Genomic DNA, 13,763 nt, shown 5'->3' on the forward strand with positions numbered 1-13,763 from the left:
CATGCGGACGCATTGGCTGGCCAGTCAGGCCGGGCGTTCGTTCAGCGCAAGTCGCCGCTGGCGGCCACCCGGTCAAGTTCGTCAAACACCTTGTCAAAGTCCACCGGCTTGGTCCAGTAGCCGGAAAACCCGGCCTGTTCGGCAAGTATCTTGTGTTCGGGCAGGGTGTCTGCCGAACACATGAAGGCCGGCGTGGTCTCCAGGCCCGGTATGTCGCGCATGCGCTTGAGAAGATCGATGCCATGGGTGTCCGGCAGCCGGCCGTCCAGAACCAGCACGTCGGGCAGCCAGCTGCCCGCCACTTCGAAACCCTGGGCGCCATTCTGGGCCATGCGCACGTCAACATCGTCACGTGTCCGCATCACGTCGTCGAACAGCATGAGGTTGTACATGTTGTCTTCCACGTACAACACGCGCATTTTCCGCTGTGGACCATTGGCCCTGGGAGCTGCTAGCGGGGCCGACTGGCTGTCAGCCGGGCTGGTGCTCTGTGCTGCTGCCGTCTGCTCCCAGTAACCGTCCGTGGAAACCTGGTCCAGCACCCGGCACAGGCGGGCGGACTGGATCAGCGCGTCCTCCACGCGCTTGCGCTCGGTGACATCCAGGCACATCTCGACGTAGGCGAGCGGACGGCCCTGGGCATCGGTTTCTGCATACAGCAGCGCATGCACATCCACCAGAGCGCCATCGGGGCGGATGATGCGGTAGTCCAGCTCGATCGCGCCCGGCGCCTTGCGCAGCTGGTCGCGGGCCCGGACCAGCAGGTCCAGGTCGTCCGGATAAACCAGACCCATTGCCGTTTCCAGGGTCATGGGTGATCCGACAGGGCTCACACCAAACATCTGGTAAGCGCGGGTGTTCCAGCTCAACTGCTGCGTTTCCAGGTGGAAGACCGACTGGGCTACTCCGGTCGTTTCCATCAGCTGTTGCTGCATTCTTCGCTGGGCCTGCGCCAGTCCGAATTCCGGATCCGGCGCGGCCTGCCTGAAACCGGACGTGTTATCAGCCATGAGATGCAAGCCTGAGGGGAAGGGGTTGGGTGAAGAGCATGGAAATCTCCAAATACGTCGCGCCGGAATTCAAAGTCATCTTAAGCGAGAAAAGACCCGAATAGTCCATTGCGCGTGCCTGAACCCGTCCGTAACCCGTGCTTGCAAGATGCCACCGGGCATTCAGTCAGGCAAGACCGCCGTGACTTCAATTTCGATGCGGGCACGCTCCTCCACCAGGGCGGCGACTTCAACGCAGGTCATCGCCGGGAAGTTCTTGCCCATGACCTCACGGTAGACTGCGCCCAGTTCCTTCAGGCGTGCGATGTATTCCACGCGGTCCACCACATACCAGGTCATGCGTGCCATGTGCTGCGGTCCCGCGCCGCCGGCCTGCAGCACGGCCAGGATGTTCTGCAGGGCCTGGCGGGTCTGGGCGATGAAGTCGTCGCTTTCAAACTGCTGCTGCGCATTCCAGCCGATCTGCCCGCCGACAAAAATCATGGTGCCGCGCGCCATCACGCCGTTGGCGTAGCCTCTGGGCGCAGCCCACTCTGCAGGTTGCAATAGTTTCATCATGGTTTGTTTTCCGTTGTTGTTTGCAGGTAGGGCAACAGCGCCTCGCGCAATCCGTCCGGAATGCTCCGCACTTTTCCGTGCGGCACTTCAGAACAGACGACCACCGTTCTTGCGACCAATTTAAGGCTTGTGCCCACATCTGGTGCGCGCGGGCAGCTATGAATTTCATAGTGCATGCCGATGCTGGCGTTGCCGACACGGGTCAGGCCCAGGCTGATGCGGATCTCGTCGCCGTAACGGCACATGCCAAGAAATTCTGTTTTCAGGTCCACGATAGGCACACCCAGCCCGGAGGCAATCAGCTCGTGTTCGGGGTAGCCGATGTGGGCCAGGAAATCTTCCTGGGCTTCATGCAGAAGGTAGAAGTATTGCGGATAGAAAACAATGCCGGCCGGGTCACAGTGGTGAAACCGGATCTGTTTTCTTGTTTCAAACCTCATGGCTGGCGCAGCTTGAAGCGCTGCAGTTTGCCGGTTTCCGTGCGCGGCAAGCTGCTCACGAACTCAATCCGGCGCGGATACTTGAACGGCGCCAGCATGGTTTTCACATGGTCCTGCAGCAACCGGGTCATGGCTTCGCCAGGCTCCTGGCCGGGCTTGAGCACCACAAAGGCCTTGACAACCATGCCGCGTTCCTCATCAGCCTCGCCGATCACGCCGCATTCGGCCACCGCGAGGTGCTTGAGCAGGGCGTCTTCCACTTCAGGCCCGCCCACGTTGTAGCCCGAGGTGATGATCATGTCGTCGGCGCGGGCCTGATAGAAAAAGTAGCCGTCGTCGTCCTGCAGGAAGGCGTCGCCCGGGTAATTCCAGCCCCCCTGGACGTATTTGGTCTGGCGCTCATCGTCCAGGTAACGGCAGCCTGTCGGCCCGATGACCGCCAGCTTGCCGATGGTGCCGCGCGGCACTTCCTGACCGTTGTCATCCACCACCCTGGCGGCGTAACCCGGCACCACCTTGCCTATGGCGCCGCGGCGTACATCGGCCGGCGCGGCCGAGATGAAGATATGGAACATTTCCGTCGCGCCAATGCCGTCGGTCATTTCGATACCGGTGGCTTCTTTCCACAACTGGCGCGTCGCATCGGGCAGGCCTTCGCCGGCGCTGACGCAGGTGCGCAGGGTCGGTAGGCCGTGTTGCTTCGCAAACGCGGCCATCTGGCGGTAAAACGTGGGCGCGGTGTAGCAGATGGTGGCGCCCACCTCGTTGATCAGCTTGACCATGGCTTCGGGTGTGTAGGGAATGCCCGGGTAATACACCGAGGCACCTGCCCACATCGGGAAAATCAGCATGCCGCCCAGGCCGAAAGTGAAGGCCAGCGGCGGCGAGCCCATCACGATGTCGTCGGGTGTGGCCTTGAGTACATGGCGCGGCCAGGCCTCGCAGGCGGCCAGCACGTCGCGGTGCGTGTGCACGGCTGCCTTGGGGGTGCCGGTGGTGCCCGAGGTGAAGGCCATCATGGCAATGTCATCAGCCGAGGTGAGGCAGGGTTCGAATTCGCCGTCCTTGCCGGCCGCGAGAATGGCCAGGGCGCCCGCCTCGTTCAGGTTGAAGGGGACGATTGTTTTCAGCGTCGGGTTGAGCTGCTGGGCGGCCTGCAATTCTGCCAGCAGGCTGGCATCACACAGCGCAAGCGCTGCCTGCGATTTGGCGATGATTTCACCGAGCTCCTTGGCACGCAGCAGCGGCATGGTGGCCACCACCACCAGGCCGGCCTTGACAACACCCAGCCAGGCCAACGCCATGCCGATGGTATTGCCACCGCGCAGCAACACGCGGTTGCCGGGGACCAATTGCAGATCCTGCGTGAGCACCTGCGCGATGCGCCTGACGCGCTCAAGGGCGTCTGCATAACTCAGCGTGATCTTGTCGGAGCGTAAAAAGGGCCGGTCCGACAGGCCGCGTTCTTCAATGCGCCGGAACAGCACGTCAACCAGGTTGGCCTGCGCGGGTATCTGCAGTTCAGGCAGGTCGTAGCGCATGTGCGGCCACTGCTCCCGGGGCGGCAGGCGGTCATGCACAAACCGGTCGGCTTGCACAGAAAGGTTGTCAGATGGGTTCATGATTGCAAAACGGCCTTGCCGATGATCAGTTGCTGGACTTCGGTTGCACCTTCGTAGATGCGCAGGGAGCGGATATCGCGGTACAGGCTTTCCACCTTGGTGCCGACCTTGACGCCCAGGCCGCCGTGCATCTGCAGCGCCATGTCGATGACGCGCTGGGCGTTTTCGGTGGCACTCATCTTGGCCATGGCCGCCTCGGCCGTAACCCGCTTGCCGGCGCCGCTGGCTTCGCTGTCATCACGCAGCCAGGCCGCGCGGTAGGTCAGCAGGGCAGCAGCGTCGATCAGCGCCGCCATCTCGCCGATTTTGGCCTGCGTCAGCTGGAAATCGGCCAGGGTCTGGCCGAACATCTTGCGCTCGCGCGAGAACCGGACCGCCTCGAACAAGGCGCGGCGCGCCATGCCCAGCGCCGCGGCGGCGACCGAGGCGCGGAAGATGTCCAGCGTCTGCATCGCCAGCTTGAAGCCGCCATTGAGTGCGCCCAGTTGTGCCGTGCCGGGCACGCCGCAGTGTGCAAACTTCAGGGTTGCCAGCGGATGCGGTGCCATCACCGCGATGTGTTCGCTGCTGTCCAGGCCAGGGTTTTCGGCGTCGACGATGAAGGCCGTGATGCCGCGTGTGCCGGCCGCCATGTCGGTCTTGGCGAAGGTCACGTAAAAGTCGGCGATGCCGCCGTTGCTGATCCAGGTCTTGGTGCCATTGAGTGCCCAGTCGCTGCCTACAGCATCGGCGCTGGTCGTCATGGCGCCGGCGTCGGAGCCGGCATCGGGCTCGCTCAGCGCGAAGGCTGCGATCTTGTCGCCCCGCGCCACCGCGGGCAGGTAGGCCGCCTGCTGTGCCGGCGTGCCGGCCAGGGTGATGGCGCCGCTGCCCAGGCCCTGCATCGCAAACGCAAAGTCGGCCAGCGGGGAATGAAAGGCCAGGGTTTCGCGCAGGATCACCAGCGCGCGCGAGTCGAGTTTTTCCATGGCCCCGCCGGCACTGGCGGACACGCAGTAGCGCAACCAGCCAGCGTCGCCGAGCAGGCGCACCCACTTCTTGCAAGCGCGTCTATCATCGCTTTCGTCAACCTGCTGCGCGGGCGCCCAGGCTGCGAGTTGCTCGCCGAGTGCGCGATGTGCATCGTCAAAAAAAGGCAGGGCCAGGTGTGCAATGGAGGCCTTCACGTCAGTCTCCCTGGAACACCGGTTTCTGTTTGCCGGCAAAGGCTTCGTAGGCGCGCGTGAAATCCTTTGTCTGCATACAGATCGCCTGTGCCTGGGCTTCGGCTTCAATCGCCTGGTCCAGCGTCATGGCCCATTCCTGGTGCAGCATGGTTTTGGTCATGCCGTGCGCAAAGGTCGGGCCGGCGGCCAGGTCGGCGGCCAGTGCCTGCGCCTTGGCCAGCAGCTCGGACGGCTCGTGCAGAGCGTTAAAAAAGCCCCACTGCAGGCCTTCGGGCGCCGTCATGGCGCGGCCAGTGAAGAGCAGCTCGGAGGCGCGGCCTTGGCCGATCAGGCGCGGCAGCAGGGCGCACGCGCCCATGTCGGCGCCGGCCAGGCCCACACGCGTGAACAGGAAAGCGGTTTTGGCTAGTGCCGTGCCCAGCCGCATGTCCGCGGCCAGTGCCATCATGGCGCCGGCGCCGGCGCAGATGCCGTCGATCGCCGCAACGATGGGCTGTGGGCACAAGCGCATGGCCTTGACCAGGTCGCCGGTCATGCGCGTGAATTCCAGCAGCTCGGGCATGGCCATTTTGGTCAGCGGGCCGATGATTTCATGCACATCGCCGCCCGAGCAGAAGTTGCCGCCAGCGCCGGTCAGCACAATCACCTTGACGTCGGTGGCGCCGTTCAGCGCGCGAAAAAGGTCGCGCAACTCGGCGTAAGAGTCGAAGGTCAGCGGGTTCTTGCGCTTCGGCCGGTTCAGGCTCAGGGTGGCCACACCGGCGTCAAAGCTGTAGGCAAAGTGGCGTGCCTGGTAGCCAGCAAACGCATTGAACTGCGCATGCATGGGGTTGCTGGGGCCTATGTAGTGTTTCATGCGTTTTCCGTTTCCTGGTTCAGGTCGTTCAGGTCAATCTGGTGCTGCTTGACCTTGCCCAGCAGCTTGTGCAGGGTCTCCAGCTCACGCGGTGACAGGCCGCCGAAGGCCTGGACAATCCAGCTCTCGTGCTGGCGCGCCATTTCGTCAAAGGTCTTGCGGCCACGTGACGTCAGGCGCACGCGGTAGGCGCGGCGGTCGCCTTCGACGTCCATGCGTTCGACCAGGCCTTCGGCCACCAGCTGGTCGGTGATGCCGGTGACATTGCCGCCGGTGACCATCATGCGGCGCGACAGCTCGTTCATCTTCAGCCCGTCGGGATTGCGCTCGAGCTGGGCCATCAGATCGAAGCGCGGCAGGGTGGTGTCGAACTGCTCGCGCAATTGCCCACGCACCTGCTTTTCAATCAGTTGTGTGCAGGTCAGCAGGCGCAGCCACAGGCGCAGCGCTTCGGGGTGCTCGCGGTGGCCTCGTGCTTCCATGTCCATGTTGTTCTCCTGTTTTACTACTTATTTGATAGCTGCTCGCGCCCGTTCCATAAGGGCTCAGACCTGTTTTTGCTTTGAAAGTTCGCGGTAAAGCTGGTCTCTGCCGCTGAGGTAGGGTTTGGGCCAGTCCACCGCCCGGCTTTGCAGTTTGGCCGCTTCATGCAATGTCCAGGCCGGGTCGGCCAGGTGCGGCCGCGCGATCGCGCACAGGTCAGCGCGGCCGGCGGCGATGATGCTGTTCACGTGGTCCACCTCGGAGATCGCGCCGACAGCAATCGTCCGGATGCCGATTTCGTTGCGGATGCGGTCGGCAAACGGCGTCTGGTACATGCGGCCATACACCGGCTTGGCGGCACGGGTGGTCTGGCCCGAGGAGACGTCGATGAAGTCGCAGCCGGCGGCCTTGAACAGGCGCGCGATGGCCACCGCATCGTCGGCGGTGTTGCCGCCCGGTGCCCAGTCGTGGGCCGAGATGCGCACGCTCATGGGCAGGTGCGCGGGCCAGACCGCGCGCATGGCCTCGAAGACTTCCAGCGGGTAGCGGCAGCGGTTTTCCAGCGGACCGCCGTACTCGTCCGTGCGCTGGTTGGTCAGCGGAGTGATGAAGCTCGACAACAGGTAGCCGTGGGCGCAATGCAGTTCCAGCCAGTCGAAACCGGCCTGGGCCGCATAACGGGTGGATTGCACAAATTGCGCCTTGAGGCGGTCCATGTCGTCCCGCGTCATGGCGGCCGGCACCGCGTTGGTCGGGCCATACGAGACGGCGCTGGCGGCCAGCAGCGGCCAGTTGCCCGCGGGCAGCGGCTCGTCGGGCGCTTCCCAGCCCAGCTGCGTCGAGCCTTTCGGGCCGCTGTGGCCCAGCTGCATGCCCATGGCCACCCCTTCGCCCGAGCGATGCGCAAAATCGACGATGCGCTTCCAGGCCCGCATCTGTTCTTCGTTCCACAGGCCCGGGCAGCCTGGCGTGATGCGGCCTTCAGGGCAGGGCGCGGTCATCTCGGCAAACACCATGGCCGCGCCGCCCAGCGCGCGCGCGCCCAGGTGCACCAGGTGGAAGTCCTGGGGCATGCCGTCCACCGCGCTGTAGGTGGCCATGGGGGAGACCACAATGCGGTTTTTCAGCTGCAGCTCACGCACCTTCAATGGCAGCAACATCGGCGGTGGCGCGGGGTGATCGGCGCTTTTGGCCAGCCACTGCTCGTAGCCCCGCAGCCAGGACGCATCGCGCACGCGCAGGTTTTCATGGCTGATGCGCTGCGAGCGGGTCAGCAGCGAGTAGAAAAACTGCTCCGCATCGAGGCCGCTGTAGCGGTCCACATTCTCGAACCACTCGGTCGAGTTGCGGGCGGCATTCTGGATTTTCAGCACCTCCACCGAACGCAGCGCTTCGTAGGTTTCCAGCGCCTTTGCCGGCTCGGGCGTCTGCGCAAAACACTGGGTCAGCTCGATCGCGTCTTCCAATGCCAGTTTTGTGCCGCTGCCGATGGAGAAATGCGCGGTATGGGCCGCGTCGCCCATCAGCACGATGGGCACATCTTTACCGCCGATATTTTCGTGGTGGACCCAGCGCTCACAAACCACGCGCGGAAAACGGATCCAGATCGCCGAGCCGCGCACATGGGTGGCGTTGTTCATCAGGGTGTTGCCGTCCAGATATTTGGCGAACAGCTTTTCGCAGAAGGCGATGCCTTCTTCCTGGCTCATCTGGTCCAGGCCGTGGGCTTTCCAGACGGCTTCCGGGGTCTCGACAATGAAGGTGGAGGTGTTGTCGTCGAACTTGTAGGCATGGGCGGCGAACCAGCCATGTTCGGTCTGCTCGAACGCAAAGGTGAAGGCGTCGAAGGTCTTGTGGGTGCCCAGCCAGACAAAGCGGCAGGCGCGCAAGTCGATGTCGGGCTTGAAGGTGTCTGCGTAGCGGTTGCGGATGCGGCTGTTCAGGCCGTCGCTGGCAATCACGATGTCAGCCTGGTACTTCGCCGCCATGGCCTGGTCGTCCTGTACGTCGGTTTCAAACACCAGGTCCACCCCAAGGGCGATGCAGCGGTCCTGCAGAATGTTCAGCAGGCGCTTGCGGCCGATGCCGCAAAAACCGTGGCCGCCCGAACGCACCGAGCGGCCCTTGAAAAACACCTCCACGTCATCCCAGTGGTTGAAGGCATCACCGATCAGCTGCGCACTCACCGGGTCGGCGGCCCGCAGGTTGTCCAGCGTCTGGTCGGACAGCACCACGCCCCAGCCGAAGGTGTCAAACGGGCGGTTTCGTTCCACCACGGTGATCTGGCTGGCCGGATTCTGCAGCTTCATCAACAGCGCGAAATACAGACCGGCGGGCCCGCCGCCCAGGCAAAGGATGTGCATTGACAGGACCGTTCAAATTGATTGATCGAGTCTTAATTGTTTAGGTTTAAACTATTTTCGTCAAGCGGTTTTGCGGATTGTGACGTCATGGTTAACGCTGCCCCAGAGAGGTCGCGTACAGCCTCAGGCGCAACGCCCTCTCCGAGGCAGCGACGAGCGAGGAGGCTTTCTCTTTACCAGCCGGGGCCGCGGGTCCGGCTTTGCCGGCCCTCAGGCGCAGCGGCCCCCTCGGGGGGCAGGGAGCTCACGCAGTGAGCGACCGTGGGGGCTCAAGGTGCTTGGAAGCCGTCCGCCCGGTAAGTCAGCACCAGGGTGTCGCGGTAGCCGTCACGGACAGCAGCATCGAGCGGCAGGATGGGCGTGGTTTCATGAATCACCCGGGCGTCGTCCAGCAGCAGCGTGGTCAGCGGCTCCTGCATCACAAAGCGCAAGCCATGCGGGCCGTTGGCGTCGAAGACGCGGGTTTCGCCGCCCTTGACGCCGCGTCGTGCCACCAGCATCACCACCACAAAGTCCACACCGTCCCGGTGTGCGCCTTCCGGGGTCGGCCGGCCCACACCGCCCGTGGTATCGATGCGGAACTGGTGGGCCTCGATGTACCAGCGCGGGACGGGCCGCACCTGGCCGAACAGTTGCCCGAGCCCGGCCAGCAGGCTGCCCCAGGCGGGCGCTGTGGCCACCGCAGGGTCGACCGGTTCAAACCATCGCTCGAAGCCGCCATGCAAGGCGTTGTAGTCGGTGGGTTGCCAGTGCGCGCGGTGCGGCGTCTGCACCAGCTGGCCGCCGGGCAAGTCCTGGATGAAGCAGCTGTGCCGGCGCCGGCGGTAGTGGCCGCCATCCCTGAGGTGGGTATCGGGCGGCAGTTGCTCCCAGGAAGCGCCCAGCGCGGGCCAGTCCCGCGCCCAGCCCGTTGGCAGAATTGCGGCAAGGTCGGCGGGCGACAGCAGGGCAAGGCCGTCCTGGCTCAGTCCCTGTACGGCGGGTTTGGGAACGCTGGGAATATTGAACATAGCCGCATATTTTGCTTCACGCGGGTTGTCGCGCACGGGAAAGCCGCCTACAGGGCGAGGCCGCAGACGCGACCATAATCAGTTTTATTCACGCAACCAAGAGGAGTCGTTCATGCTCTACAAATTCAAGTCCAAAGCTTCCGGCGACCTCATCATGCTTGAGGCCAATGGCCGCCGGGTACTGGAAGTCATAGGCAAGGAGGCCGGGCCTAAAGGCATCATCCTGCCCGAGCAGATGCCGGCGGCCATCGCTGCGCTGCAGGCGGCCATTGCACTCGAAGAGTCCCACGATGAAGAGGCCCCCGACACGGTGCCTCGCGAGGGCCTGGGTTTGCGCCAGCGTGCCCTGCCGTTCATCGAGATGCTTGAGCGAAACCACAAGGCCGGGCACGAGGTGGTCTGGGGCGTCTAGAAATACTGCCCCCACGCTTGTCGCTTCGCGAGCCTTCGGCGGTGCGCTGCCCCTTGCACGAAGAAGAGGGGCGCTGCGCCTGCGGGCCGGCAAAGCCGGACCCCGCGCCCCTGCTTGCTTGAAGAGCCACCGCAGTCGTTAATCGACCTTCGCGCCGGAGGCTTTCACCACCTTGGCCCATTTGGCGATTTCGGCGTCGATCAGCCTGGCGAATTCCTGCGGGGTGTTGCCGCTCGGAATGGCGCCCTGGGCCAGCATTTTTTCCTTGATGGCCGGTGTGGCCAGGGCCTTGGCCACTTCCTGCTGGATGCGGCTGACCACCTCGGGCGGCGTGCCGGCGGGCGCCAGCAAGCCAAACCAGCTGCTGGCTTCAAACCCCTTGAGCTTGCCGGCTTCCTCTATCGTGGGCAACTCGGGCATGGCGGTCGAGCGCTGGGCGCTGGTGACGGCGAAGGCCTTGAGCTTGCCGCCCTTGATCTGCGGCATGGCCGAGGGCAGGTTGTCGAACATGACGTCCACATTGCCTCCCACCAGGTCGAGCAGGGCCGGACCGGAGCCGCGGTAGGGAATGTGCGTCATGAAAATCCCGGTCTGCGACTTGAACAGTTCGCCGGCCAGGTGGATCGAGGTGCCGTTGCCGCTGGAGGCCATGCTGAGCTGACCCGGATGCGCCCTGGCATATTTGACGAAGTCGGCCACGCTGTTGATACCCAGCTTGGTGGCTTTTTCGGCGTTCATCACCATCACATTGGGAACGCCGGCCACCAGCGTGATCGGGGCAAAGTCCTTTTGCGGATCAAAAGGCATCTTGCTGTACAGCGACTTGTTGATGCCGTGGGTGCCCACCGTGCCCATCAGCAGGGTGTAGCCATCACCGGGCGACTTGGCCACCAGATCGGCACCTACATTGCCGCCGGCCCCTGCCCGGTTGTCCACGATGAAAGGCTGGCCAAAAACCCGGGTGAGTTCGGGCGCAACGGCGCGCGCAAGGATGTCGGTGGTGCCGCCGGGTGCAAAGGGCACGACGATACGCACCGGCTTGGTGGGCCAGGCCGTCTGCGCCATGGCGGCTGGTTCTGCTATGAAACCAATAGCTGCCAGCGCAATACTGGAAAGGGCCAAGCGTCGATTTGTCTTGAAAATGGAAGGCATGAGGATGTCCTGTTTGGAGGGTGTCAGAAATGTGTCTCACCTTAGAGCCACGGGGCGGCGCTTTCAATCGGGGCAATCCCGGTCAGGGAGTCTGCCCCGGCATGGGTGGCGCCGGCTGCAGGCGAAAAAAAACCGCCGGGCTTGCCAGCCGGCGGCTTTTTGCGGAGTGGCGCAGATCAGTCGGCAAACTGTTTGGCAGCCTCAATCACTGGCTTGAGCTTGGCGATTTCACCAGCCACAAAGGCCTTGTGGGCGGCGGGCTCCATGCGTTTGTCGGTCACCACAATCGCGCCCAACCCTTCCTGCTTTTTCACGAAGTCGGCGTCTTTCAACGCGGCTTTGAGTGCCGTGTTCAGCTGGACCAGGATGGCGGGTGGTGTACCTTTGGGGGCGTACAGGCCGTGCCAGATGGTCAGGTCAAAGCCCTTGAGGCCCATTTCCTGCAGAGACGGGTAGTCCTTGAGCAGTTTGTGCTTGCTCAATGGCTTGGCGGTGGTCACCGCAAAAGCCTTGACGCGGCCGGCTTCGATCTGGCCGGTGGTGTTGGTGGTTTGGTCGCACATCAGGTCGACCTGGCCGCCGACCAGCGCATTCATCGCGGGACCGGTGCCGCCGAAAGGAATGGTGGTCATGGCTTCCTTGGCGTTGATGGCCGATTGCCACATCAGGCCGCACAGGTGGGAGGCGGAGCCAAGGCCGGCATGGGCAATGTTGAGCTTGCCAGAGTTGGCCTTGATGTAATTTTCGAAGTCGCGGTAAGTATTGGCTGGCAACTGAGGTTTGCCGATCAGGGTCATGGGCACTTCGTTGACCAGGCCGAGGTATTCGAAATCTTCCAGGGGCTTGTACTGAAGCTTGCGATACAACGCTGGCGTTGCTGCCATGCCGATATGAAACAGGAGCAGGGTATGGCCGTCCGGGCTGGCTTTGGCGACTTTGGTCGCGCCAATCGTGCCACCCGCGCCGTTGACGTTTTCCACAACGAAGTTGGAGCCCGGAAGGGCCTTGCGCATGGCCTCGGCCAAGTCGCGTGCCACGCGGTCGGTAGGACCACCCGCGGCAAACGGAACCACGATCGAAATCGGCTTGGAGCCGGGGTAAGTTTGTGCATTGGCGAAAAGGGCCGTTGCAGCAGCGGCAAGGACGAGCAGACGTTTCATGGGAGCTCCTTTGAAATGGACTTCGCCAGTTTATGGCCTGGAGTGGCCCAGTCCATCGCGGGAACTACGTAAGGGCTAGTCCTCAGGCCTCCTGGAACAGCGCGACGCGCGACGCTAGAGTTCCAGGCCAGTCAGGGCCGCGGAACCGGCTCCGCCGGGCCGCAGGCGCAGCGACAAACGTGGGGGCTCTACTTGTAGCTGCGGGCGTCTTCAATAACCTTGCCGTCGTTGGGGAGGCTCCCCGGGGGCATCAGTTCAACATCGCCACGCAGTTTGGTGACGTCCCGGATGGCCTCGCTGATCCGGTTTTCCAGTTCTCGGGGAAGCGAGGCGGCTTCCACCTTCAGGGTCATGCTGTCACTGGCCATTTCACCCGTGACAACCAGGCGGGCCTTGAGCACCTCCGGGAAGCGCCGGGCGATGTCGGCCACCTGGCCGGGGTGCACAAACATGCCCCGGATTTTGGTGGTCTGGTCGGCCCGGCCCATCCAGCCCTTGATGCGTGTGTTGGTCCGACCGGTCGGGCAGCTACCCGGCAGCACTGCCGACAGGTCGCCGGTGCCGAAGCGGATCAGCGGGTAAGCGGGGTTCAGGCTGGTGACGACCAGTTCACCCACTTCTCCCTCGGGCACCGGGTCGCCGGTGCCGGGCCGGACAATCTCCACAATCACCCCCTCGTCCAGCACCAGGCCCTCCCGGGCGCTTGTTTCGTAGGCGATCAGGCCGAGGTCGGCGGTGGCATAACTCTGGTAAACCGCCAAGCCATGCCCGGCAAACCAGTCGCGCAGGCTGGGCGGAAGTGCTTCGCCGCCGGTCAGGCCCTTGCGGATGCTGGAGATGTCGCTGCCGGTTTCAAGTGCTTTCTCGACCAGAATGCGCAGGAAGCTGGGTGTTCCCATGTAGGCCTCGGGCCGAAGTTCGGCAATGGCCTGGAGCTGCTGCTCGGTTTGCCCCACACCTGCTGGAAACACGCTGCAGCCGATCGCATGGGCGCCGGATTCCATGATGAAGGCCCCCGGTGTCATGTGGTAGCTGAACGCGTTGTGGGCCAGATCACCGGCGCGGAAACCGGCGGCAAACAAGGCCCGGGCGGCACGCCAGTAGTCCTTCCCGGTGCCTTCCGGTTCATAGATCGGGCCGGGCGATGAAAACACACGCGGCATCTGCGGGCCGCGCAGCAGTGTGGAAAAGCCGCCAAACGCGTCGGTGCTGCGGGTCGCCTGCTGCCGCGCCAGCAGCTCATGCTTGCGTGTGACCGGCAGCCGTGCCAGTGCCTGGCGCGACGTGACGTCGCTGGCTTGCAGGCCCGCCAGAATGGCGCTGAATGCCGGCGCCGCCTTTTGCGCATGCGCCACCTGCGCCGGTAGCGCCGCCATCAGCTGGGTCTCGCGAGCGGCCGGGTCCCGTGTCTCCAGGGCGTCGTAATACTCAGTCATAAGATCTCCGAGGGAGCGTTGGGCTCCCCTCTTTACAAGCAGGGGCCGCGGGACCGGCTTTGCCGGACCGCAGGCGCAGCGCCCCCGAGGGGCTG

General features: G+C 63.8%; 13 protein-coding genes. 1 reads left to right on the top strand and 12 read right to left on the bottom strand.

The window, feature by feature from the left end:
- Positions 1-41: 41 nt before the first annotated feature.
- The 9 genes from WA904_RS12285 to WA904_RS12325 form a co-directional block, all read right to left on the bottom strand.
- Entirely contained in the window at positions 42-1,010 is a 969-nt protein-coding gene (locus tag WA904_RS12285; protein WP_425197404.1) for a response regulator, read from the bottom strand.
- A gap of 162 nt (positions 1,011-1,172) precedes the next feature.
- Positions 1,173-1,568, bottom strand: coding sequence for a RidA family protein (locus WA904_RS12290; protein WP_425197405.1), 396 nt, complete (start codon positions 1,566-1,568; stop codon positions 1,173-1,175).
- Positions 1,565-2,008 (bottom strand): acyl-CoA thioesterase, encoded by a 444-nt coding sequence (locus WA904_RS12295; protein WP_425197406.1) that lies wholly within the window; start codon positions 2,006-2,008, stop codon positions 1,565-1,567. Before WA904_RS12295 ends, WA904_RS12290 begins: the two co-directional genes overlap by 4 nt.
- A complete protein-coding gene (locus tag WA904_RS12300) occupies positions 2,005-3,630 on the bottom strand; it encodes a benzoate-CoA ligase family protein (RefSeq protein ID WP_425197407.1) in 1,626 nt (541 codons plus the stop codon). The genes WA904_RS12295 and WA904_RS12300 overlap by 4 nt, the downstream gene beginning before the upstream one ends.
- Positions 3,627-4,796, bottom strand: coding sequence for an acyl-CoA dehydrogenase family protein (locus tag WA904_RS12305; RefSeq protein ID WP_425197408.1), 1,170 nt, complete (start codon positions 4,794-4,796; stop codon positions 3,627-3,629). Before WA904_RS12305 ends, WA904_RS12300 begins: the two co-directional genes overlap by 4 nt.
- A gap of 1 nt (position 4,797) precedes the next feature.
- On the bottom strand, positions 4,798-5,652 hold the full coding sequence (locus WA904_RS12310) for an enoyl-CoA hydratase family protein (protein ID WP_425197409.1): 855 nt from the start codon (positions 5,650-5,652) through the stop codon (positions 4,798-4,800).
- Positions 5,649-6,140: a MarR family winged helix-turn-helix transcriptional regulator gene (locus tag WA904_RS12315; protein WP_425197410.1), complete on the bottom strand. Its 492-nt coding sequence runs from the start codon at positions 6,138-6,140 to the stop codon at positions 5,649-5,651. Before WA904_RS12315 ends, WA904_RS12310 begins: the two co-directional genes overlap by 4 nt.
- A gap of 57 nt (positions 6,141-6,197) precedes the next feature.
- Positions 6,198-8,498: a bifunctional salicylyl-CoA 5-hydroxylase/oxidoreductase gene (locus WA904_RS12320; protein ID WP_425197411.1), complete on the bottom strand. Its 2,301-nt coding sequence runs from the start codon at positions 8,496-8,498 to the stop codon at positions 6,198-6,200.
- Positions 8,499-8,767: 269 nt separating this feature from the next.
- Positions 8,768-9,508, bottom strand: coding sequence for a 2OG-Fe dioxygenase family protein (locus WA904_RS12325; protein WP_425197412.1), 741 nt, complete (start codon positions 9,506-9,508; stop codon positions 8,768-8,770).
- Between the two features lie 112 nt (positions 9,509-9,620).
- Between WA904_RS12325 and WA904_RS12330 the strand changes: the two genes are divergently transcribed.
- Entirely contained in the window at positions 9,621-9,920 is a 300-nt protein-coding gene (locus WA904_RS12330; RefSeq protein ID WP_425197413.1) for a DUF1840 domain-containing protein, read from the top strand.
- A 138-nt stretch (positions 9,921-10,058) separates the two neighbouring features.
- On the opposite strand, the gene WA904_RS12335 is transcribed toward WA904_RS12330, so the two are convergent.
- The 3 genes from WA904_RS12335 to WA904_RS12345 form a co-directional block, all read right to left on the bottom strand.
- Positions 10,059-11,072: a Bug family tripartite tricarboxylate transporter substrate binding protein gene (locus tag WA904_RS12335; RefSeq protein ID WP_425197414.1), complete on the bottom strand. Its 1,014-nt coding sequence runs from the start codon at positions 11,070-11,072 to the stop codon at positions 10,059-10,061.
- A 176-nt stretch (positions 11,073-11,248) separates the two neighbouring features.
- The gene (locus tag WA904_RS12340) at positions 11,249-12,232 is read right to left on the bottom strand and encodes a tripartite tricarboxylate transporter substrate-binding protein (protein ID WP_425197415.1); all 984 of its coding nucleotides are present in this window, start codon (positions 12,230-12,232) and stop codon (positions 11,249-11,251) included.
- 188 nt (positions 12,233-12,420) lie between these two features.
- Positions 12,421-13,668: a phenylacetate--CoA ligase family protein gene (locus WA904_RS12345; RefSeq protein WP_425197416.1), complete on the bottom strand. Its 1,248-nt coding sequence runs from the start codon at positions 13,666-13,668 to the stop codon at positions 12,421-12,423.
- Between the last annotated feature and the right edge of the window lie 95 nt (positions 13,669-13,763).

The sequence above is a fragment of the Polaromonas sp. genome, assembly GCF_049790275.1.
Classification (GTDB): domain Bacteria; phylum Pseudomonadota; class Gammaproteobacteria; order Burkholderiales; family Burkholderiaceae_C; genus Polaromonas.

Bases quoted from the DNA above. Each gene is read 5' to 3' on its own strand.
- WA904_RS12285 (WP_425197404.1), bottom strand. From the start codon at position 1,010: ATGGCTGATAACACGTCCGGTTTCAGGCAGGCCGCGCCGGATCCGGAA.
- WA904_RS12290 (WP_425197405.1), bottom strand. From the start codon at position 1,568: ATGATGAAACTATTGCAACCTGCAGAGTGGGCTGCGCCCAGAGGCTAC.
- WA904_RS12295 (WP_425197406.1), bottom strand. From the start codon at position 2,008: ATGAGGTTTGAAACAAGAAAACAGATCCGGTTTCACCACTGTGACCCG.
- WA904_RS12300 (WP_425197407.1), bottom strand. From the start codon at position 3,630: ATGAACCCATCTGACAACCTTTCTGTGCAAGCCGACCGGTTTGTGCAT.
- WA904_RS12310 (WP_425197409.1), bottom strand. From the start codon at position 5,652: ATGAAACACTACATAGGCCCCAGCAACCCCATGCATGCGCAGTTCAAT.
- WA904_RS12315 (WP_425197410.1), bottom strand. From the start codon at position 6,140: ATGGACATGGAAGCACGAGGCCACCGCGAGCACCCCGAAGCGCTGCGC.
- WA904_RS12320 (WP_425197411.1), bottom strand. From the start codon at position 8,498: ATGCACATCCTTTGCCTGGGCGGCGGGCCCGCCGGTCTGTATTTCGCG.
- WA904_RS12325 (WP_425197412.1), bottom strand. From the start codon at position 9,508: ATGTTCAATATTCCCAGCGTTCCCAAACCCGCCGTACAGGGACTGAGC.
- WA904_RS12330 (WP_425197413.1), top strand. From the start codon at position 9,621: ATGCTCTACAAATTCAAGTCCAAAGCTTCCGGCGACCTCATCATGCTT.
- WA904_RS12335 (WP_425197414.1), bottom strand. From the start codon at position 11,072: ATGCCTTCCATTTTCAAGACAAATCGACGCTTGGCCCTTTCCAGTATT.
- WA904_RS12340 (WP_425197415.1), bottom strand. From the start codon at position 12,232: ATGAAACGTCTGCTCGTCCTTGCCGCTGCTGCAACGGCCCTTTTCGCC.
- WA904_RS12345 (WP_425197416.1), bottom strand. From the start codon at position 13,668: ATGACTGAGTATTACGACGCCCTGGAGACACGGGACCCGGCCGCTCGC.